Origin of the sequence: Psychrosphaera haliotis, assembly GCF_039523615.1 — a bacterium.
In the GTDB taxonomy this organism is placed as follows: Bacteria; Pseudomonadota; Gammaproteobacteria; order Enterobacterales; family Alteromonadaceae; genus Psychrosphaera; species Psychrosphaera haliotis.
This window is the reverse complement of sequence record NZ_BAAAFQ010000007.1, coordinates 424,879-446,153: the sequence shown is the minus strand read 5'-3', so window position 1 is coordinate 446,153 and position 21,275 is coordinate 424,879. Positions and strand designations below refer to the sequence as shown.

The 21,275-nt window shown below is 38.0% G+C and carries 15 protein-coding genes; 2 read left to right on the top strand and 13 right to left on the bottom strand.

What is annotated here, in order from left to right; genetic code table 11:
- Positions 1–95 precede the first annotated feature (95 nt).
- The gene (locus tag ABD009_RS11600; protein WP_343825569.1) at positions 96–809 is read right to left on the bottom strand and encodes an OmpW/AlkL family protein; all 714 of its coding nucleotides are present in this window, start codon (positions 807–809) and stop codon (positions 96–98) included.
- Between the two features lie 381 nt (positions 810–1,190).
- Here ABD009_RS11600 and ABD009_RS11595 point away from each other — a divergent pair, with 381 nt between their 5' ends.
- Positions 1,191–2,726, top strand: coding sequence for a methyl-accepting chemotaxis protein (locus tag ABD009_RS11595; RefSeq protein ID WP_343825567.1), 1,536 nt, complete (start codon positions 1,191–1,193; stop codon positions 2,724–2,726).
- A gap of 58 nt (positions 2,727–2,784) precedes the next feature.
- On the opposite strand, the gene ABD009_RS11590 is transcribed toward ABD009_RS11595, so the two are convergent.
- Both ABD009_RS11590 and ABD009_RS11585 read right to left on the bottom strand, forming a co-directional pair.
- Positions 2,785–3,348 carry a CBS domain-containing protein gene (locus tag ABD009_RS11590; RefSeq protein WP_343825565.1) on the bottom strand — a complete coding sequence of 188 codons (564 nt, stop codon included), beginning with the start codon at positions 3,346–3,348 and terminating at the stop codon, positions 2,785–2,787.
- A 72-nt stretch (positions 3,349–3,420) separates the two neighbouring features.
- A complete protein-coding gene (locus tag ABD009_RS11585; protein ID WP_343825563.1) occupies positions 3,421–3,768 on the bottom strand; it encodes a hypothetical protein in 348 nt (115 codons plus the stop codon).
- 171 nt (positions 3,769–3,939) lie between these two features.
- On the opposite strand from ABD009_RS11585, the gene ABD009_RS11580 reads away from it, so the two are divergent.
- Positions 3,940–4,143, top strand: coding sequence for a DUF2986 domain-containing protein (locus ABD009_RS11580; protein ID WP_343825561.1), 204 nt, complete (start codon positions 3,940–3,942; stop codon positions 4,141–4,143).
- Positions 4,144–4,278: 135 nt separating this feature from the next.
- Here ABD009_RS11580 and ABD009_RS11575 read toward each other — a convergent pair whose 3' ends face one another.
- The 10 genes from ABD009_RS11575 to ABD009_RS11530 form a co-directional block, all read right to left on the bottom strand.
- On the bottom strand, positions 4,279–6,087 hold the full coding sequence (locus ABD009_RS11575) for a fasciclin domain-containing protein (protein ID WP_343825558.1): 1,809 nt from the start codon (positions 6,085–6,087) through the stop codon (positions 4,279–4,281).
- Between the two features lie 135 nt (positions 6,088–6,222).
- Entirely contained in the window at positions 6,223–8,106 is a 1,884-nt protein-coding gene (locus ABD009_RS11570) for a putative bifunctional diguanylate cyclase/phosphodiesterase (protein ID WP_343825556.1), read from the bottom strand.
- 1 nt (position 8,107) lies between these two features.
- The gene (locus ABD009_RS11565; protein WP_343825554.1) at positions 8,108–9,247 is read right to left on the bottom strand and encodes an FIST signal transduction protein; all 1,140 of its coding nucleotides are present in this window, start codon (positions 9,245–9,247) and stop codon (positions 8,108–8,110) included.
- A gap of 103 nt (positions 9,248–9,350) precedes the next feature.
- Entirely contained in the window at positions 9,351–10,187 is an 837-nt protein-coding gene (gene fghA, locus ABD009_RS11560) for an S-formylglutathione hydrolase (protein ID WP_343825552.1), read from the bottom strand.
- A 5-nt stretch (positions 10,188–10,192) separates the two neighbouring features.
- Positions 10,193–11,323, bottom strand: a complete 1,131-nt coding sequence (locus ABD009_RS11555; protein ID WP_155696171.1) for an S-(hydroxymethyl)glutathione dehydrogenase/class III alcohol dehydrogenase — start codon at positions 11,321–11,323, stop codon at positions 10,193–10,195.
- Between the two features lie 167 nt (positions 11,324–11,490).
- A complete protein-coding gene (locus ABD009_RS11550) occupies positions 11,491–13,707 on the bottom strand; it encodes an EAL domain-containing protein (protein WP_343825548.1) in 2,217 nt (738 codons plus the stop codon).
- A 125-nt stretch (positions 13,708–13,832) separates the two neighbouring features.
- A complete protein-coding gene (locus ABD009_RS11545) occupies positions 13,833–14,198 on the bottom strand; it encodes a hypothetical protein (RefSeq protein WP_343825546.1) in 366 nt (121 codons plus the stop codon).
- Positions 14,199–14,478: 280 nt separating this feature from the next.
- Entirely contained in the window at positions 14,479–15,132 is a 654-nt protein-coding gene (locus ABD009_RS11540; RefSeq protein WP_343825544.1) for a response regulator, read from the bottom strand.
- Positions 15,122–17,167, bottom strand: coding sequence for a sensor histidine kinase (locus tag ABD009_RS11535; protein WP_343825542.1), 2,046 nt, complete (start codon positions 17,165–17,167; stop codon positions 15,122–15,124). Before ABD009_RS11535 ends, ABD009_RS11540 begins: the two co-directional genes overlap by 11 nt.
- Positions 17,168–17,191: 24 nt before the next feature.
- Positions 17,192–21,172 carry a response regulator gene (locus tag ABD009_RS11530; protein WP_343825539.1) on the bottom strand — a complete coding sequence of 1,327 codons (3,981 nt, stop codon included), beginning with the start codon at positions 21,170–21,172 and terminating at the stop codon, positions 17,192–17,194.
- Positions 21,173–21,275 lie beyond the last annotated feature (103 nt).

The window sequence follows — 21,275 nt, the reverse complement described above, 5'->3', positions numbered from 1 at the left end:
ATCTTACCTAATTTAGCACTACAGCATCGATTACATGGATAATGCCGTTTCTGTTTGTATGTTGATATGCCGGTCGTGACAAACGTAGGGGTGCTCTATAACTTGTAACCAATTGACAATGTATAAACCATTGGATCAATATCAACACTCACGGTTCCATTTGCATTGTTTGCACCTAGTCCGGCATTGTCCAGAGTAAAGTCTGCATCAGTACTAATATCTATGTATCGAACTGACCCATTCACAAACCATTTTTCATTAATTTTATAGTCAAATCCAGCTTGTGCTGACAAACCAAATGAACCATCCAAATCTAAATCGGAAAAACCTAATTCTTCATTGGTAGCAGTAAATTCTTCATCAAAAAATACGGTGTAATTTAGACCGACACCCGCATAAGGTTGAAAATCAGCTTCAGGTGTAGCGAAAAAGTAATTAGCTGTAACGGTTGGAGGCAAGTGCTTAACTTCGCCTAATTTAGTAAGACCTAATGAATTAGAATTGACGTTGATATCATGGCTAAACGGCGTTGCTGCAAGCACTTCAATATTCCAACGGTCCGTTACGAAATAGGCAATATTAAGACCAAGCTGAGTATTGCTGTCAACACCCACCCCAAATCCTAAATCACCACCAGCCACTGATATGTTTGAGCTACTTTCGTCAGGTGCAACACTCGTTAAACCAACTCTAACTAGAATATCGCCTTTTTCATGAGCCGATGCAGACGCACAAAATAACGAAGCGCTAGCGAGCAGTGCTAAGGCGGTGGCGCTGAAAATTGTAGTACTGACTATAGATGTTTTCATATAAATTCTCCTGTTCGTTTGAGCAGAAGAATAATCCGATACAATTTTTAAATATTGATCTAAAACAATATTTATTTGCCTCAAGTGACTACCTACTTAGGTTTGTTGACCTATATCAATAATTGACTTAAAAGTATAACCTGATTTATTTTGGAGCCTATAGTTGGCCTGCTTCTGAAACATACTTCGGTTTCTTTTTGGGGTGCATTTTTTATTTATCTTTTTTGCGGTTTAAGTAGTTCACTGTAGTTAAATTTTTATTTTCTATACTCAAAAGTGAGTATGTTTGGTTAACATTTAAATTTCCTTTCCCTGCAAGATCCTAAAAAAAGTCTACACTTTGATTTAACTAAACTTCTTAAAGCCAAATATTTAATTTTTATGAATAAACGAAATGCAGACATCATTGATGAAGAAGTCGGTTTTGCCGAATCTGAAGAATTAGTTTCTACCACGGACCTTCGTGGCGTAATTACTTATGCAAATCCTGCTTTTTGTAGGGTTGCCGGGTTTGAGTATAGTGAGTTGGTCGGTAAAAATCATAATATTGTTAGACACCCAGATATGCCAAAAGAAGCATTTGCGGACCTTTGGAATAGCGTACAGGCCGGCCGTTCTTGGCGAGGTGCTGTAAAAAACCGCTGTAAAGATGGTCGCTATTATTGGGTGGATGCTTTTGTAACGCCTATTTATGAAAACAAACAGGTTATTGGCTTTCAATCTGTCCGCACCAATTTAAAACCTGAACTTAAAGTGAAGGCCCAATCTGCTTATAACTCGCTTAGAGCAGGAAAATCAGTGACTCGGTCGTTCGATAGCTACAAGAGTCGCATGTTACTCTTTGGGTTAATAACCTTGTTATTTGCTTATTTAGCTACATTACACCCGGCTTTTGTACTTGGCTTTGTTGTGAATCCATTTGTATTATTTAAGCAAGAACTCGTTGATATTCCTAAAGCCAGTCAAAAAGCGAAAGAAGAGTTAGATAGCATCTCTCGATTAATATATTCCGGTAACGGCACCTTAAGCCCTTTTGATTTTCGGAATAAGATTTTGCAAGGAAAGGTAAAAACGATTTTGGGTCGTGTTGTTGACAATAGCGCTGAGCTAAACCAAAAAACAGTTGAGCTTCAACAGGCTGCCAATACCTCTAAAGACGGCGTAGAGCGTGAAACGGAAGAGCTACATTTAGTCGCTACCGCCGTAGAAGAAATGGTGGCAACCATAGAGGAAGTCGCTAAAAATACGACGAGCACAAATGACAGAGTCAAATTCGCCCACAAGAATTGTGAAACAGCTAGCTCAGTGATGGGTGAAACCATGGTACAAGTGAATATACTAGCCGCGGAAGTATCCAAGTCGGCAAACTCTGCCACTGAGTTAGCTAGTGAGGCAGAAAAAATTGGCGATATCATGCAAGAGATTCAAGGTATTGCTGACCAAACAAACTTACTGGCGCTAAACGCTGCTATAGAAGCAGCACGAGCAGGCGAACACGGCAGAGGTTTCTCCGTTGTTGCTGATGAAGTTCGGGCGCTATCTAGTCGGACCCATGGAGCGACAGAGCAGATTCAAAAATCTATATCTGAAATTCAATCTGTTCTACTTTCTTGGTCGGATATGATGGATAAAGGAAAGGATTCAGCGGATGTTTGCGTACTTAAGGCAGAACAATCTCAGAAAATGGTTCAAGATGTTTATCAATCAATAGCAGAAATTGCAGATTTGGCCATGCAAATATCCACAGCCACAGAAGAACAAAGCTTAGTTTCACAAGAAATCAGTAAAAACATCGTTAACATTAGCGATGCATCTCAGAATAATTTACAACAAGCGGAATCGGTTTTAAATTCAAGCTCGGAAATAACCAATAGAACAGACAAATTACAATCTATGGTATTAACATTCAGAGAATAAAACGGCTATGCTAAACCGGAGTAAAAGTAGACAATCCTACTTTTACTCCTTTTCTTAATTAATGATTGGCAATAGCGTTATACAGGTGCCCAAATGAGGATCTTTCGTTTAAGCTCAAAGGTACTTGCAAGGCTCTCGCAATATCATTAGCCGATATAACACCCTTAATTTGATGTTGGTTTCTCTCAACCACTAAACAGTACCTCAAACCATAGTTACGTAACGAAGACACAACATCGCTTACATTAGCGCGTGATAGCTCTTCATAGTCAAAGGCATGTAACTTGTGCTTAGATATCATCAAATCTTGGACTAACACATCATCCCTACTAACTCCACGAGATACCTCGGAGATAATATTTTGCTCATTGAGCTCATTGCTACTAATCAACCCTAAAAAATCACCTTGATTAGATACAACTAGCTTCATTTCAGTGTCTGCTCTTTTCATTAAAATCAAAGCATCTTTTGCCTTTACGTCACCACTTACTTTTACAGGCTCATGCTCCTGAAAGTCATTAAAAACCTCTGTGGCTGGAGATGTAATTGTTAATTGTTTATCAAGAGCGTGAATAAAAACGTTGTCACTTTGATCAACATTATATAAATGTAATTCTTTCATTGCTTACCTCTCGCACTCTTAGAGTGCAATTTGACTAATTAAATTATGTTTGTAGTTTTAAAAGTTTGATTTTTAGTCAATGGAATGAGGTGGTGCTCTTGCAATATAATATAGATATTTGGTTGCACTGGAGGAGTCGTTTAAAAACGAAAGAGGAACAATAGCATTACTTTTCGCTATTAAACTTGTGCTATGCGCTAAATGTAAGTCTTGCTCAAAATCATCATTTGATTCGCTGTTGATTTGCTCAACTAGATTTATTAGATTTTGGCTAGCTGCACTGTTCAGTGTTAGTTGTTGATTAAATGTTTGACTATAGCGTTCTGCCGCGGCCTCATTAATGTCAGCCTGCGCAAAAGCTAAAGCAGTAATAAAATTACTGACAAAAACAATTAACAGAAACAATGAGGTTTTTTTCATAATTATCTCAAACAATTCACTATCTATTTAAGTGGGGCTGTTTTGTTAGTATTCAATCTTATTTTAAAGATTAGTCTATTCTTTGATTAACTGTAAAGTGAAAAGTTCATTACCATTACGCTGCATTAGCATTATAATGCCATTGATATTTAGACTTGGTAGCCCGCAAAAATGAATCGAAAAAAGAAAATTAACGAAACACTTAAACGCAAAGCAAAAAAGCGTAACGAAAAGCGAAATCCCAAGAAGAAAGAAAAATATATCAGTAAAGCCGACAGAGAGAATTTAGTACCGGAAGAGCCTGTGTATGGCGCAGAAGCTAATGATGGTAAGCCTGATAATGTCAAAGACCAAAAGGCTACAGATGCAGATTAAAGATTTGATAGCATATCAAATGTAAAGTAGGTGGTTACAAAAAGCTAAAAACCGAAGTACTTATATAATAAGCACTTCGGCTTTAGTAACCAGTTTAAACGTAAAGCTAGCTCCCGCCTAAACTTGATTTAAACCTTATGGTTCTACCACTACAGTATCAATAACGTGGATAATACCATTTGTGGTATATATGTCCGTTATTATTACGTTTGCACCACCAAATTGTAATGAGCCTGTATTTGCATCTATTAAAATACCTACGTCATTTCCCGAAGCAGTTCCTACATTTGTTCCGTTTAATGAGTAAGCACTCACAGAGTTAACTTCAGCAGTGATAACGTGTTGTAACAATACTTCTCTTAGCGCTTCAGTGTCAGCCAATAGCGCATCCAACGCTGCACTATCAATTTTGTCAAAAGCATCATTCGTTGGTGCAAATACCGTGAATGTACTTTCTTCATTCGCCAAAACATCAACTAGGTTAGCTGCAGTTAAAGCGTCAACAAGTGTAGTGAAACGATCATCAGCTACCGCAACATCAACAATGCTTTGAGTAGGCTCCCCTTTTTCTGCTGGAGGCATGATTACTGTATCTAACACATGGATTGTACCGTTGTCTGCCATGACGTCTGTTGTCACTACTGACGCATTATTAACAAACAACGTTGAGTCCACATAAGATAAGGCAACGTTATCAGTATTCTCCATGGTGATTAAGCTGCTATTTGACTGCGCGACTGTAATTGCCGTATCAGATGTCACATTTCCCGCTAAAACGTGGTAAAGCAATATGTCAGATAGTGTTTCTGTATCTGCCAATAAGCCAGCTACTGTGCCCTCAGGAAGCTTTTCAAACGCAGCATCACTTGGTGCAAAAACAGTATAAGTTGAGTCAGTATCTGCCAATACAATGTCTAAACCAGTAGCTTCTAGAGCTGCAACAAGTGTTGTAAAGCTACCATTTTCTCTCGCTACATCTACCAAACTAATTGGTGGTTCAGGCAACGCCACATCACCAATAACAACAGCATCGATAACGTGTATTACCCCGTTTGATGTATAAATATCTTTTGAAATCACGTTTGCACCACCAAACAACAGCATGTCAGCTGAAGTATTAATGCTAACGTCAATGGCAGCTTGTGATGCGGTTGCCACTGAAGTTCCATTTAAAGCATATGCATTAACGGAATCTACTTCTACTCCGGACACAACGTGCTGTAAAAGAATACTAGCTAGTACGTTCGGGTTATCCAATAAAAGACCCAAAGTCTCTTCATCTATCATCGCGAAAGCGGCGTCTGTTGGTGCAAATACTGTGAATGTACTATCTTCATTCGCTAATATGTCATCCAGCTCAGTGGCTTCAAGCACTGATACTAGCGTTGTAAAGTTTCCTGCCGCTACGGCGGTTTCAACAATGTTATCCATTGGCGCACCTTTTGCCGCCGGTGGCATTAACACAGCATCAATTACGTGAATAATTCCGTTGTCCGTCTCTATGTCGACAGCAGTGACTGTCGCTGTATTCACTAACAAATTGTCGCCGTCTAGAGAAATACCAATGGAATCCCCATTTACCATCTCAACGGTGATGCCAACAGCGGCTTCAGCAGCAACTGAGCTGACTTCTCCGCTGATGACATGATAGGTTAAAATATTGCTTAAGGTGTCGGTATCGTTGAGCAGAGAATTTATTGCATCATCACCAAGCAACGCAAATGCAGCGTCGGTAGGCGCGAATACTGTGTATGTGCTGTTTGTGTCTGAAAGAGTTTCATCTAGACCTGTAGCTTCGAGTGCTGCAATTAGGGTAGTAAAATTCCCGTTTGCTTTGGCCACATCAACTATTGTTGCTACTGGCACTTCATCGTCACTATCATTACAAGCTTGAATAAAAAAAATACTGCATGTTATTAGAAGTAGAGCTTTTATTTTTATCACTTTAAAATTCCTTATGCTTAGTTTGCTCAATTTTTACGCAAGCTTATTTCCGTTCGATCAACTTTTTTTTTAAAAAAAAGACTATTTTTTAAACTTGAACTATTTCAAAAATACAACGGTATCATATCAGTTAAATCAAACAATAAGTTCTATCAACTCTTCACTTCTCATAGGTTTATACATAAAAAAACCTTGCCCAATATCACAACCCCGATGTTTCAAAAATGACATGGAGGCTTGGTTTTCGATACCTTCCGCCACCACTTTTAGACCAAGGTTGTGCGCAAGATTAATAATACTATCGGCTATCGCGGCGTTATGTGGTTGATTACTTAAATCCAGAATAAACGACTTATCTATTTTAAGTATATCGATTGGCAGCTCATGAAGGTATTGTAAAGACGAATAACCGGTTCCAAAATCATCAACCGCCACACTGATGCCAAAGTCTCTCAACTCTTTTAATATCTCTTTCACAAACGAGATATTATCCAAGAATAATGATTCCGTAATTTCAATTTCAATAGCTTCGGGCGGAATGCCATATTCAATAATGGTGGCTTTTATCTGCTCAACCAGCTTTTTATTTCTGAATTCCACAGGTGAAACGTTTATCGCAACTGGTAATAACCCATATCCAAGTTCAAGCCATTTTTTGACATCAGAACAAACTTGCTTCAAAACCCAATCACCTATTTCGTTTATTAATCCAGTTTGTTCTGCTACTGGAATAAATATATCAGGGGTATTCATTCCACCAGCTCTGTTCCAACGTAATAAAGCTTCAAAACCAATAATAGCATTGCTCTTCAAATCAATTTTTGGTTGATAATTCAAATGAAACTCGTCGTTTCCTATTGCTTCTCTTAAATGGTTTTCAACTTGTAATTGCTGATTTGATGAACGCTCAAGTTCACTATCAAAGTACTGGTGATTATTCTTACCTAAGGACTTAGCATGATACATTGCCATATCCGCCTTACGGAGCAACTCTTCACTGTCGATACCATCTTTAGGGTACATGCTAATACCAATGCTAGATGAGATATAAAATTCACTATCACCTACAACAAATGGCTTCACAATTTCATCTATTATTCGATGGCTAATAACAGTAGATATTTTAGACTCTTGAAGGTTTTCGAGTAGTACAACAAACTCATCGCCACCTAAGCGTGCAATAGTATCAACATCTCTAATACATGTTTTTATGCGTTTTGTTACTTCCTTTAACACTGCATCACCAGCTTGGTGTCCAGCATTATCATTTACTTTTTTAAAGTCGTCTAAGTCAATAAACAAAACCGACAAATGAGTATTGAAGCGATTACAGTATGTAATGCCGTGCGATAATCGATCATCTAGTAGTGCTCTATTAGGCAGGCCAGTAAGGGCGTCATGAAAAGCTTGATGCTGAACCATTGCCTCATTATGCTTAGGCTCACTAATGTCTCTAAAACACCAAACTCGGCCTAAAATTTGTTCCCCTTGGATTTGCGCAGATGTGTGATATTCAAAAAAGCGCCCATCCTTCAGCCTTAACTGCCCATACAATTCAACTAATGGATTATGTTTTATTTGTCTAAGCTTATGACCTAACCGAGAGGTGTCGTCTAATTGGGAAATCACAGTTTTTAACTTGATTAACGACAAGGGTCCACGTGTAAGTATATTACTGTCAAAAAGTTGCCCCGCCATTTGGTTATACTTAGTCACGTTTCCTTCTAGGTTTATAGCAAGAATAGCTTCACCCGTTGAATCAAATGTTGCATTTAAAGCAGCCAAAGAAAGCGACAGTTCTTTTTGAATCAATTGCTGTTTTTCAACTTCACGTCGTAAAGACTCATTTCGACTAGACAGTTCGGTAGAAGCCAATTCTAGTGAGCGATCTATTAAAGACAGTTCGCGTTCATTCTGTTGATAAGCTTGGTCGATGGAGGCTAAAAAATGAGTTAACTCTTCGTCGGGTTCATTTGTTAACAAGTACTTTTTAATTTGACGTTTTAGTAAACGGTGCATATCAATTGTGTTCTTTAAATATAGTAACCGTCATCGTTTGATTGTGCAGTAAACAACGATTTTCGAAGCCTCTTGGTGACAGCTCTCCATAAGAGTAAAAGCCACCTAATGTACAACCTTCCCCTAACACTTCTTGAACACTCTCGAGCTCGTATTCAGACTCTTGCTGTAATACTAGCCTTCGGCCAACACAACTTATTAACAGAGCGAAGTCAGGTTCATCATACCCAGCAATATCTAGAGATTGTTGAGCTGATAGCTGCGCTCCATCTATTAATTTTCCAGTATTTGCTCGCATTAAAGTGACATACTGCCCTTCTGAAATATCCCCAGCGAAAATCAAACTGTTTGATGATTCGTCGATATTCAAAATAGTACGCACAGTAAAATCACCATCACTCTCATTTTTAAGGCATAGAGGAAACCGAAGAGCGGAAGCTGGCAATTCTGATGCAAACTCACCTAAATACTCTTTATAAAGCTCTAACGCAGATTGACCATCTAATTCGTAAAGAACATTGGCTTCTGATTTTGTAATCAATCGTTCTGGTCCAAAAGGAACCCACCCGCCAGCAGAACCAAAGCCGACTTGGAGTTGGTCACCATAAAAGCCGCACAACACAATCTGTTTTGCACTAATCTTGTCATTATGCCAAACAATCGTTTCATTAAACCTGTCTCCATCTCCAGCTAAACCGCCTGAAATAGTCACTTTCGGAGGTAGTTCTGTCATCAACTTCTCAGCTAAGTCAGTACCATTTACATTTTGTCCATCGGATATAACCAGTACGTGTTTTAAGTGTTCAAAAGGTAAACTTTCAGCGAGAGAAGAAATAGCGGCATCAAAACTAGCAAAGTCATCTAGGTTTATACTCCGGCATTGTGTTTCGGTATGTTCAAAAGTTAGTTCATTGACCACCATTGTCTCGTCAAACACTTCCGTATCAATAATCTCTCCACTGGTGGTACAGCCTATGATATCAGCATCAGGGAATGCTGAACGGAGCTCATTTCGAAACTCTTTAGAACTGGCTAACTGGCGACAACCAAAAGTTAATACTAATTGCGCGGGACTTGCTAAAGGGAGGCTATTGGATTTTTGCCAAACACGATTCTGATAATGGTACTGACTTGATTTCATTACTTACTTTCTTTTAGTTCGTTCAGACCTTCTAAGTTTAGTACAAAACAAAAAAGCCGGTGATTACCGACTTTTTATAATTTAATGACGCTATTGTAAAGTTTTACATTAACAAGTGCTTTAAGTGAAACTGTAAATGTTCATCTATAAAACTCGCAATAAAGTAATAACTGTGGTCATAACCTTCGCGCAGATTCACTTCTACATCGTAGTCGTTTTCATCTGCTACTTTCTTGAACTCTAGCGTTTTGAGTTGCTCAGGGTAGAAGTTATCATCTAAACCCTGGTCAATCAGTGTCGGCACAAAGTCACTCGAGCTTTTAATCAACTCTACTGTATCGTATTGCGCCCAAAGACTTTTTTCTTCACCTAAATAGGCGCTAAAGGCTTTAATGCCCCAAGGACAATCACTAGGGTTACAAATTGGACTAAATGCCGAAGCTGAGGCATATTCAGTTGGATTCTTTAGAGCTATCGTAAGCGCTCCATGTCCTCCCATAGAATGACCCGAAATCGATTTTTTATTTGTGACTGGAAATTCACTTTCGATTAATTTAGGTAATTCTTTTACAACGTAATCGTACATTTGGTAGTGCTTCGCCCAAGGCTGCTTAACCGCATTAAGATAAAAGCCGGCGCCTTGGCCCAAGTCATAACTGTCATCATTAGCTACTGCTTCGCCTCTAGGGCTCGTATCTGGTGCAACAATAACCACACCCAACTCAGCCGCTAGCTTCAAAGCACCAGCTTTTTGCATAAAGTTTTCATCGGTACAAGTTAAGCCTGATAACCAATACAAAACCGGCATTTTGTTGTTTTCACTAACACCAGGAGGAAGAAACACAGCAAACTGCATTTCCCCTGAAACTGAGCTAGATTGGTGTTTATATTGCTTATGCCAACCATCAAATACTTTAGTTGAACTAATATTTTTTAACATGATCACTACTTATCAAAATGAATAACGGTACGAATGCTTTTGCCTTCGTGCATTAAATCAAAAGCTTCATTAATTCCATCTAAGCCCATTGTATGAGTTATAAAGTCACTTAGTTTAAACTCACCGGCCAAATAACGCTCTACGTAATCAGGTAACTCAGAGCGCCCTTTTACACCCCCAAATGCTGAACCACGCCATACACGACCAGTAACCAGTTGGAATGGACGAGTTGAAATTTCTTGCCCTGCTCCAGCTACACCTATAACTACCGACTCACCCCAGCCTTTATGGCAACATTCAAGAGCAGAGCGCATTACATCAACGTTGCCTATACATTCAAAAGAGTAGTCCACACCACCGTCTGTTAGTTCAACAATTACGTCTTGAATTGGCTTATCGTAATCTTTCGGATTAATACAATCAGTAGCGCCCAACTTTTTGGCTAAATCAAATTTACTTTCGTTAATATCAATGGCGATAATACGACCTGCTTTTGCCATTGTTGCACCAATTACAGCTGACAAACCAATACCACCAAGACCGAAGATAGCAACCGTGTCACCCTCTTCTACTTTGGCTGTATTCATAACAGCGCCCATTCCGGTTGTTACACCACAACCCAATAAACACACCTCTTCAAGCGGAGCGTCTTTATTAACCTTAGCTAACGAAATTTCTGGCATTACAGTGTATTCTGAAAATGTTGAAGTGCCCATATAATGGAATATTGGCTGGCCGTCTTTGTAAAAACGAGTCGTGCCATCTGGCATTAAGCCTTTACCCTGTGTTTCACGGATTTTTTGACAAAGGTTCGTTTTTCCTGAAGTACAAAACTTACATTCACCACATTCTGGTGTGTATAAAGGAATGACATGGTCGCCAACAGATACACTCGTTACGCCTTCACCAATTTGCTCAACAATACCACCACCTTCATGGCCTAGTATCGCAGGAAATATACCTTCTGGGTCTTCACCCGACAATGTAAAAGCATCAGTATGGCATACGCCACTAGCAACAATCTTTACTAACACTTCACCTGCTTTAGGAAGCATTACATCAACTTCTTCAATTTTTAACGGCTCATTTGGGCCCCATGCTACTGCAGCTTTAGACTTGATAAATTGCGCTGTCATTTGTACTCCTTAATTAAATTTATGTACATAACTACCTCAACTTTTCATTCATTGAAGTAATTTAGAAAGTGACTATGTGGTAAGTATATCCATCAAAAAATAAAAATAAAATGCTTGCTAATCCAATTCACTTTTTCTCAGTGACAACAATAACAATAATCGAACCGCTATTGTTGCAAATTATTACTCGAAGCCAATTCCAACATTTCATTAACAACCCAGCGTTCGGGTTTATGGAAGAAATAACCTTGGCAGAAATCGAGGTTCAGCTCCTTGAGCATAGTAAACTCTTCCTCGGTTTCAACAAACTCTGCAACAGTTTCCATTTCCATTGACTTTGCTAACGTTACCATTGTGCTGACAAATGCCTGGTTTCTTGGATTTTCAGTGATATTCTTGATGAAAACACCATCAATTTTTAACTTTTTTACTGGCAGTTTTTGCAAATAACTAAATGAAGATAAACCGCTACCGAAGTCATCAAGAGCAAACTGACAGCCATACTTTGTAATTTCACCAATAAAGTAAATAGCAGACTCTAAATGAGTAATTGCAAAGGTCTCGGTTATTTCAAACGTAACTTGCTGCGGTAACACACCAAATTGTTCAATTTTTTGTTTTACATAGCCAACCATGCTTGGGTCAGCCAACGTTTGCCCCGAAAGATTTATGCAATAGTGGTCTTTTGTTTTACTTACCGCCATATTTTTAAAGGCTCTAGCGATAACCCACTTATCTAGCTCTGCTGCTAAGCTATGTTGTTCCGCAATTGGAATAAATAAAGCCGGACTTACAATATTGCCCATTGAATCAAACATTCTCAGCAATACTTCATAAACACTGTTTTCATAATTGCTTGAGTTTGATCTAATTTCTTGCCTGTAAAGTTGAAAGTTATCTTCGTTTAAAGCTCGCTGAATAGCATAATAAATCTCCATTTCTTGTGCATGTTGGGCTAATTCGGGATCATCGGATTGATACAATAAAACCTGATTTCGGCCTTTGCTTTTTGCTAGTTTTAATGTCAACAACAATGAGCTCATCAAATGCTCGCTATCAACCACTTCTGCATTGATTTTAACAACGCCGACACAACTCGTAAGTGACAAGCTCTCTTCGATATTCGACAGATCTAAATTTTCAATATGGGATTTTAACAAATGGGCATAATCTTGAGCTTTGGTATGGACCATATTTGAATCCAGAACAGCAAACTGATCATTACTGATCCGAGATATTTTGGCTCCGATAGGTATCACTTTTTTGATTTCCTCAGCTAGCATACGCAAAACTGAATCGCCTTTGGTAAAGCCTAATGAATTGTTAAAAACTTGGAATTTATCAATATCAATAACAAAAGCTACCCCTTGATTTTCGGGTATTGAGGAGCGACTATTATTAAAATACTGAGAGAATACATCTCTAGTCATCAATCCCGTTAAGGTATCATGGGATTTAGAAAACTCTAGCTGTTTAAGCGCACTCAATTGCCCAACGCTTTTTTTCTTTTGAGAGACATAACTCAAAAAGAGAAGCAAAGATACGACAGCCCAAACAATAAAAGACCATTGGTAGTTACTCCAAAACAGATCTTTGGCATAACTCTCGGATAGTCTAATGCCGACACTCCAACGAGTCTTGGGAATTTTTACTAAATTAGAAAAGTTACTAAACTCAGCTTCGCTCATAACAACATTGCTAAACGTGCTACTGCTTGACTCTTTAAGTTCAATTTCTACGTGTCGGTCATTTCGCAATAAGAATAACTCCTGCTGCGGTAATCTATAACGCTCTAAAATGGATTTGAGGATAGTAGGTTCAAACGCAACAAATAGGTACAAAAGGTCTTGTGCGCCTATCAATGGTTGTAAAATATCATAATGAACAGATGACGAATCTTTATGCAGGAACATTGCTTCTTGGCCATTATTATTAATCGTAGAATCGATTTCCTGCTGACAGTCGTCTAAAAAGTCACCCGTAATTTTGCGAAAAACGCCAACGCCTTGTTTATCAAAAATAGAGAAAAGTCTTACGCCTGAAATTTCATTACGAAGCTCTTTGAGTAAGAATAGATAGTCCTCACGTTCAGTAAGTTCGCCTTGACGGTATAAATCTAGTAGTTCGGTTTGGTGTCGCCATTGAAATCTATCAATTTGCTGTCTGCGATGTTTTATATGATTTTGGTATTCATTTATGACTTGTTGCGAAACTGAACTCATTAATGAAGACTGATAGTCTTTGTGCACTTTGATTGTATTATGGCTGTACCACATAGACACAATAAACAAGACGATTATTGAAAAAGTAAGTTGTGTTTTTGCGTTTTTTAGCTCTTTCTTTAAGTAACCGACTTTAGATGCTAACGATTTATCTGTTGCCATTGACCACCCTATAACTACAAACGTCGCTTGTATAAAAAAATTAGAACAAGATATTATAATAGAGTGTCAAGTGTACAATGCGAGCTTTATTTTTAGATTTTATACTCTTAACTCTTGCTGCCTGTTCAATTGTTTATGTCACCTAAAAGTTGATTACAGAATTTATACAAATCTGTGTCTTCATCATATTGACCAGATAACTTTTGCAATTCATGTTCAATCACGTCTTTCATAGAGTCAATTTTGTATAAAGCGAGCAATGAGTGTTTTATTTCTTTTATAACCACCTCTTCTGATTCTATTTTGATCAATGCTAACAGTACATCTAGATGTTCTGGATAAAACTCTAAATTACGTACGGCCAAAGCTCTCATTGATGAGCTATTCGAGGAGGTTAAAGATAGTAAATGGTTTTTTGTTTCACTACCCAGTTCAACTTCTGAGTGATTCAAAATTTCGTTAGATACAGGAGTTTTCATAAAATTATTCATATTTTATCTCCGCTAATCGCTCCAATAGAATTTGGACTCACTAGGAGTATGGCAGTTGCATTGCAATTATGAATGAGGCAATCCCTAGCACCCAATAGGTTATTCTCCTATTTAGAGCAAAAAAAACAGCCATTCAAAACTGCGAGTGGCTGTATCAGGTTGGAGAGTATTCGATTAATATAATAATGATAAAACTATAGTAATCAGATATATATCAGGAGTACTCTTAAAACTTATACTCCTGTCCCTTAGCCTGTATCTTAATTAGGTAAAAGGTAAGCTATAATGTGGTGACGCCATTTTTAATTGCAAAACGCACTAACGATGCTAAGTCTCTAATTTGTAACCTTTCCATTATCTGCGAACGGTGGGACTCAATAGTTTTGACACTTAACCCAAGATCAAAAGCAATTTCTTTGGTGCCTTTCCCATCCGCAAGCATTTTCAATATCTCTGTTTGTCTCGGCGTTAAGACTTTGGAGACTATAACTTTTTCACTCTTTCTATCAGTATTCAAAGTCTCAAGTAATTGTTCAGACAACTTAGGACTTATATAAATTTCATTTTTTAAAACAGCGTTAAGAGCTAACTCTAACTCAACTTCTGCTGAGTCTTTCAATAAATAGGCATTTGCGCCTCTTTCTATTGCTGTTTGTAAATAATCACTCGTGTTATGCATCGTTAGTAATATAACGGGTAACGTAGGGTATAAGGCTTTAATATCTATTAAGGCATCGAGTCCTGATTTTATTTTCATAGCGATATCAAGAATAACAACATCAGGGTTTGTTTGCTCTATCAAAGCAACCACTTCACTTCCGTCAGCACCTTCAGCAACAACCTCATAAAAATTCAAATCTTCTAACAAAGCTCTTAAGCCGGCTCTTACTAAATGATGGTCATCAACCAAAACCACTTTTTTCTTATCTGTCATGTAACTCTCCACTGTAGACATCTGTTGATTCTAGCTCTGAAAATGAAATTCGCAATGGAATTTCCACTTTAATATCAGTACCTAATAGAGGTTTAGAGAAAATTTTAAAATCTCCACCAGCAAGCTCTACTCGCTCTTTCATATTGACTAACCCCACGCTATCGCTCTGAGCATGAACATCAAAACCTACACCATCATCGCTCACCTGTATTATCAACACTTCAAGATCACTGCTTAATTTAACCTTTACAGTTTTTGCATTTGCGTGCTTAACAATGTTTGTTAAAGACTCTTGCACAATACGAAAACCAACGATTTCGGCTTGTTTGTCTTTTAGCTCAAGAAAACCAGCATCATCAATTTCATAATGAATATCATCAATTGAAAGCAGCTTATCCATTTGCCATTTTATGGCTGGAGAAAACCCTAGCGAATCTAATTGCGCAGGTCTTAATAGCAAAGATAAATTTCTTACTGTATCTAGGCTTTGGCTAGCGATTAAATGGATATCAGATACTTTTTCTAGTAACGCTTCTTCTTCGAGTCTGCGGCTAACCCACTTTGTTGCTAGTAGTATGGCCGTCAGTGACTGTCCAACATCATCGTGCAACTCTCCTGCTATTTGCTTTCGCTCTGCCTCTATTAATTGCAATGTCTTAGAGGATAAGGCACTCAATCTGAAATTTGCCTTTGCTAAGGCATTCTTTACTCGCAATACTTCTGTGAGATCCCGGATTACAAACTGTATTGACTCTACCGCTTCATAAATAATTAAGTTTACTGCTACTTCTGCATCAAAAAACTCGCCAGTGGACTTGCGTAATCTGAATGAAGTAAAACCATAACTTCTCTTTTTACCCGCTAGCATGTATTTGATTCTATCTCTCAATAACGACTTATCATTGTCCGATACAAGTTCCGATAGTCGCATATCTCTAGCCTCAGACATGTCTGAAAATGCAAATAATTTGACGGCGGCTCGATTTAAAAACACAACTTTTGATTTCTGTAACACCAAAATACTTTCTGGTATTGAATCAATAAGTTGGTTCATTTGCTGCTCTCGTTGCCTTAGCTTAATTTCACTCGTTTTAATTGACGTCATGTCATACAAAGTACCTAAGATAACCTTGTCCGTTTCATAGTAATGCGCTTGCATAACAACAAACTTTTGATTTCCATTACGATCAATTATCATTTTTTGAGAATGAAACGAATGCTTCCCGGTTTCCCCAGTAAACATTTGCTCCGCAAAATTAAACACGGCGCAATCTGCAACCTTTTCTAATTCCTCTAACAGCATAGGCGACGAAAAGGTATTATCTAGCCCTAAGAGCTCCGCGACTAAACTACTAAAAAACAGTAAATTAGTGTCTATTTCTAGCTCCCAATATGCAGTGCCTGCAGCATGGCGAGTAATATCAATATTTTTAAGAAGATGGTAAGGCTCATTTGCAACACTAAGCATTCTGGATTTTGGTTCAACTTTGATAATAACCAACTCTTTTTCAAAGGTTTTCACTGGCATAGCGGTAACTTTTGACACTTTTGGGATTAACTTCCCATGGCGGTCTTTAATACGGACATTGGTAATGTGGGTAGAGTAGTTTAGATGCGTCTTTATTGAGTGAATCCATTCATTTAAACCCTCACTGTCACTTTCAACAAATATATCCATCAATGATGAAAGCGGTTGGTTCTTACTAAGGCTTAATGCCTTGCTTGCAGAATAATTCATTTCTATGATTTTAAAGTCATTTACAGATATTAATAGGCAAGGGTTATAGCCTTGATGCAATATTTCATTATAGAAAATGGATCTTACTTGATGGCTGTAGGTCTCCCTTCCTTTAAAGATAACCTCTAACAACCTATCAACAAAAAAATAGACGCCTGCAGCTACAAATATTAGCAATAACCACTGGATTAATTTGGAGCTACTGACAAAGTAAAGTGTGAAGAGGCCACTAGAAAGTACCACTGTCAGAAAGACCGCTAAATGCGGTAACAACCGTCTTTTATCATACCTAGCCATTCTACCTCCTTGTATAGCCCATGATCAGTTCTTATCTTGTATGTCCGTATAGTGTTGTAGCTCTTTTAAAAACGTCTTTAGCTTTAACTTTAACGATGGCCAATTCGACTCAATCAAGTCTGAATTTTCATCTATGGCGAATTGCTCCAATTGAACAAACCCCTTGTCAAAATATGAACCTGTAAGATTAGCAACCATACCTTTTAGTCGGTGGAAAAGTTTAGCTAACGCAATAAACTCTTTCCTGCTTAACAAACTTTCTACGTCCTCAATTTCTTGAGGCAGAATTTTTAGCGTCATGTCAGAAATAGCATCTATTGTTTCTTGTTGACCTCCAGATACACGTTGAATACAGTCTAGGTCAAGATAGCTGTAATTTACAGGTATAGGTTTATCCTGGGTTGCTAATGATTCGTTTTCTAATTTTTCATCTACATTGCCCTTATGCGAGCTCAGATGCGTGGCGTGGCTTTGATCAGTAATTTGACCTTTCTGAGACTCTACTTTTATAACTTCAGAATCGCTCTTCATATTAAAATAGGACTCTATTGTCAAAATTAGTTTTTTTGAGTCCACTGGTTTTGTTAAATAATTATCCATGCCCGCATCAATACATATTTGTCGGTCTCCCGATAAAGCGTGCGCTGTTAAGCCTATAATTTTTACACTTTCTTTATTGTTTAACTGTTCAAATTGCCTAATAAGTTTCGTTGACTCCAACCCGTCCATTTCAGGCATCTGTACATCCATTAATATCACGTCGTAATCATGCCCCTTATATTGCTCTAAAGCCTGCTTACCGTTAAATACGAGTGTTGATTGGTGGCCACGATAGGTAAGGATATCGTGCACTAGACGACTGTTAATTGGGTTATCCTCTGCAACTAAGACATTAAGTAGCTTTTCTGGTGGACTTAACACGTCTTTTTTTGACTGATGTAAATCTGGTCGATCAACCTCCATAACCTTCATTAGCATGTTAAAAACTTCTGACTGCTTAACCGGTTTTAACAGATAGTGCTCAATGTCTAGCTCTTCCAGCTTTACCAAAGATTCATTAATCTCTTTAGATGTGAGCATCATGATAATTCGAGGAATATTTTTATACTTGGCTTGTAATTCATTAATGAAATCTAGTCCTGTCTTTTGTGGCATATCCTTGTCAACGATAAAAACATCCACTTTTCGGCCAGCATCAACTTCAGCATCATATAACGCGACAGCCTGGTCGCTGCTGCTTGCCATTATTGGTTTACAACCCCATGACTCAATCATACTTTTTAACCAACGACGATTAATCGCATTGTCATCAACTGCTAAACAGCTAATACCTGTAAAATCGAACTGGTTTATTATATGAGCATGTCCTTCAACATTGCTCAGCTGTGATATATCACCTTTTTTAACGGGTATTTTAATTTTAAATTCTGTACCAATTGAAAGTTGACTAGAGACCTCAACACTACCACCCATCAAGTTTACCAACTGCTTAACAATTGGAAGGCCTAGCCCTGTGCCACCAAACCGACGAGTAGTAGTGCTATCTACTTGCCCAAATGGTTCAAATATTGACAATAACTTTTCTTCAGGAATGCCAATTCCGGTATCTTTTATCGTTATGATTAATGTAAATGGTTCGCCAATTTTCAGCTCTTCGTCTGGCTTAAGTGAAATGACCTCTAAAATAACTTCGCCTGTTTCAGTAAACTTTACTGCGTTGCCAACAACATTAAAGATCATCTGGCTAATACGGGTTTCATCTGCTCGAATGCAATTTGGCACCTGGCTATCGATGTTGTATTCCAACTCAATCATTTTTTGATGGGCCGTAGGCGCGAAACCTTTAAGTATGTCACCTACTTTGTTGTCTAATGAAAAGTGTTCCTCAACAAGCTCCATCATTCCCGCTTCTATTTTTGACTGATCCAAAATGTCATTTAAAATACGAAGAAGCGATGATGCAGAATTAACGACTAAATCTAAATACTCTTGTTGTATCGGTGTTAAAGGGGTTTGCCTTAGTAAGTCAGTTATACCTAGAACACCATTCATAGGGGTTCTTATTTCATGGCTCATATTGGCTAAAAATTGGCTTTTAGCTAAATTATTTTGATCTGCTTGTTCTTTTAATGTGACTAACCGTTCTTGAGCTTCTCTTAATTCAGTAACATCAAAATTACCGCCAACCACTTTTAAAACATTTCCAAACTCATCACTAATGCAAGTCCCGGAAGCAATCATGTATTTAACTTTATTATCTTTCAACGCTAACCTGAACGTACAGTACCAGTCTTGTTTATTTCGCACCGCATCTTGCAAACTACTTTCAACCCTTTCCGCATCTTCTGGGTGGAGTGCGTCTACCCAAGAGTCATATAGTGAAGACTCATCTATCAGTTTGGGATCCATGTGGTAGGTATCAAACATATTGTTATCCCAGGAGACGACCTTTTTATCTAAATCCCAAACCCATATTCCCAACCCTGAAACTTTTCGAGCCATTTCATTTATCAACCTAGCTTCATTCGCTTTTTTTAATGCATCTTTGCGTGCTTCTGACTCCTTTGAAATTTCTATTGCTCTGGCCTTACTGTCTAAAAGCAATTTAGATATTCCAACCATTAATCCACAAAAGATAATCCCGAACATAAGAATTACATTTGCTAGGCTGCCGTCGCTCAAGCTAGAGCGCTGCGAATATAAGGTTACCGTCCATCCGATTGACTTGAAGTCTTGTCCATATGACAACACATCCTCTTTTACCGGTATGGGAGAAAAACGATTAACCTGATTACCTAAACTATCTTCTATTTTGATTGATACATTAAGTTTGTTATAACGAGTCTCTAAGTCACCAAGAAACGAACTAAAATGAACAAACTGTACCAAGCTGAAATTGAAGTCAGGGTTACTATAAAAAAGAGCAAAATAGTCACTATTTCTTGTTAACGGACTGAGGTTTATCATGTAGGCACTTGGAACCCCTGGGATTGGATAAGCGTCACTCTCTTTTTGTCTAACCAATAAGTCCTTTAATTCGTCTCTGTCTACAGAAGCTTTAAGTTCAGTTATAACCTGTTCGCGTCCGTCTTTATATATTGCTATCAAGCCACTATTGCTTCTGTTTTTTTGTAAATAGGCCACTAAGCGACTTTCATTAATCGAGTTAAGTTGTTCATCTTGTAACACTTCACTCAACTTCAATAGTTGATTACTTTTATTGAGCAGTTTGTCGTTAATCTCAGACTCCACATGCTGAATATAGAAGAATAAACGTCTTTCTAGCTGCAAGCGTTCATGACCAAGTAATGCTTGTGATAGAGTTAAAGTGACTGACGTAAAAAAGATGAAAAGAAGAAGAGTTGTGTCTACTTTAATTTTTAAGGAATTTGCTTTTTGGACAAAAAACACAATAAACCCGATTGAAATCGTAATAAAGCCAATACATGTGTGCAATGCCATATGCGTCATTTGACCCCAACCATAAGCAGTTGTTACATTGTTGAAGTAACCAGCAAGCGCTACGGAGGCGGCAGCGAGCACAATAGTTGCTAAAATAATGGCAAAGTTCACAGGCCAGCGCTTGTTGTCAAATGGTCTAACAGCTAACAACAAACCTATCAACGTAAAACAAATACCAGTATTGGGCGCCATTCTTCCGGGCGATGTCGTATTTATATCTATAAAGTGGGAGACAAAAAGTTGGTCCAACCCTACATTTATATCAAATACATATTGGAGGGTAGATAATGAGGCAACAGCAAAAATTACTCCCCCTACTATATTGGCTAATTTCAATTGGGATTCGGTTAAAAACCATAGGCTCAAGCCTGAAAGTAAAAATAACAGAGCCGTATTAAACTGCATAGGTGCAAAAGTTTTATGTAATTGCACTATCGATTGGTTTTCTACTACCCAACCCATCATAACTAAACTACCTAACAGCATAACAAAAATGGCACACAACGCAGGTAGCGGTCTAAAAATCGGCTTTTTACTTAACAAGGTCATCGCCTTCGATTCACAACTGTGCTTAAAATTTAGCTTATAAACAGAGATTTACCAATACTTTTATAGGGTTATATTTTCTAAGCCTTAAGTAAAAAAA

Excerpts from the sequence above, each read along its gene's own strand:
- ABD009_RS11600 (WP_343825569.1), bottom strand. The coding sequence starts at position 809 with ATGAAAACATCTATAGTCAGTACTACAATTTTCAGCGCCACCGCCTTA.
- ABD009_RS11595 (WP_343825567.1), top strand. The coding sequence starts at position 1,191 with ATGAATAAACGAAATGCAGACATCATTGATGAAGAAGTCGGTTTTGCC.
- ABD009_RS11590 (WP_343825565.1), bottom strand. The coding sequence starts at position 3,348 with ATGAAAGAATTACATTTATATAATGTTGATCAAAGTGACAACGTTTTT.
- ABD009_RS11585 (WP_343825563.1), bottom strand. The coding sequence starts at position 3,768 with ATGAAAAAAACCTCATTGTTTCTGTTAATTGTTTTTGTCAGTAATTTT.
- ABD009_RS11580 (WP_343825561.1), top strand. The coding sequence starts at position 3,940 with ATGAATCGAAAAAAGAAAATTAACGAAACACTTAAACGCAAAGCAAAA.
- ABD009_RS11570 (WP_343825556.1), bottom strand. The coding sequence starts at position 8,106 with ATGCACCGTTTACTAAAACGTCAAATTAAAAAGTACTTGTTAACAAAT.
- ABD009_RS11565 (WP_343825554.1), bottom strand. The coding sequence starts at position 9,247 with ATGAAATCAAGTCAGTACCATTATCAGAATCGTGTTTGGCAAAAATCC.
- fghA (WP_343825552.1), bottom strand. The coding sequence starts at position 10,187 with ATGTTAAAAAATATTAGTTCAACTAAAGTATTTGATGGTTGGCATAAG.
- ABD009_RS11555 (WP_155696171.1), bottom strand. The coding sequence starts at position 11,323 with ATGACAGCGCAATTTATCAAGTCTAAAGCTGCAGTAGCATGGGGCCCA.
- ABD009_RS11550 (WP_343825548.1), bottom strand. The coding sequence starts at position 13,707 with ATGGCAACAGATAAATCGTTAGCATCTAAAGTCGGTTACTTAAAGAAA.
- ABD009_RS11545 (WP_343825546.1), bottom strand. The coding sequence starts at position 14,198 with ATGAATAATTTTATGAAAACTCCTGTATCTAACGAAATTTTGAATCAC.
- ABD009_RS11540 (WP_343825544.1), bottom strand. The coding sequence starts at position 15,132 with ATGACAGATAAGAAAAAAGTGGTTTTGGTTGATGACCATCATTTAGTA.
- ABD009_RS11535 (WP_343825542.1), bottom strand. The coding sequence starts at position 17,167 with ATGGCTAGGTATGATAAAAGACGGTTGTTACCGCATTTAGCGGTCTTT.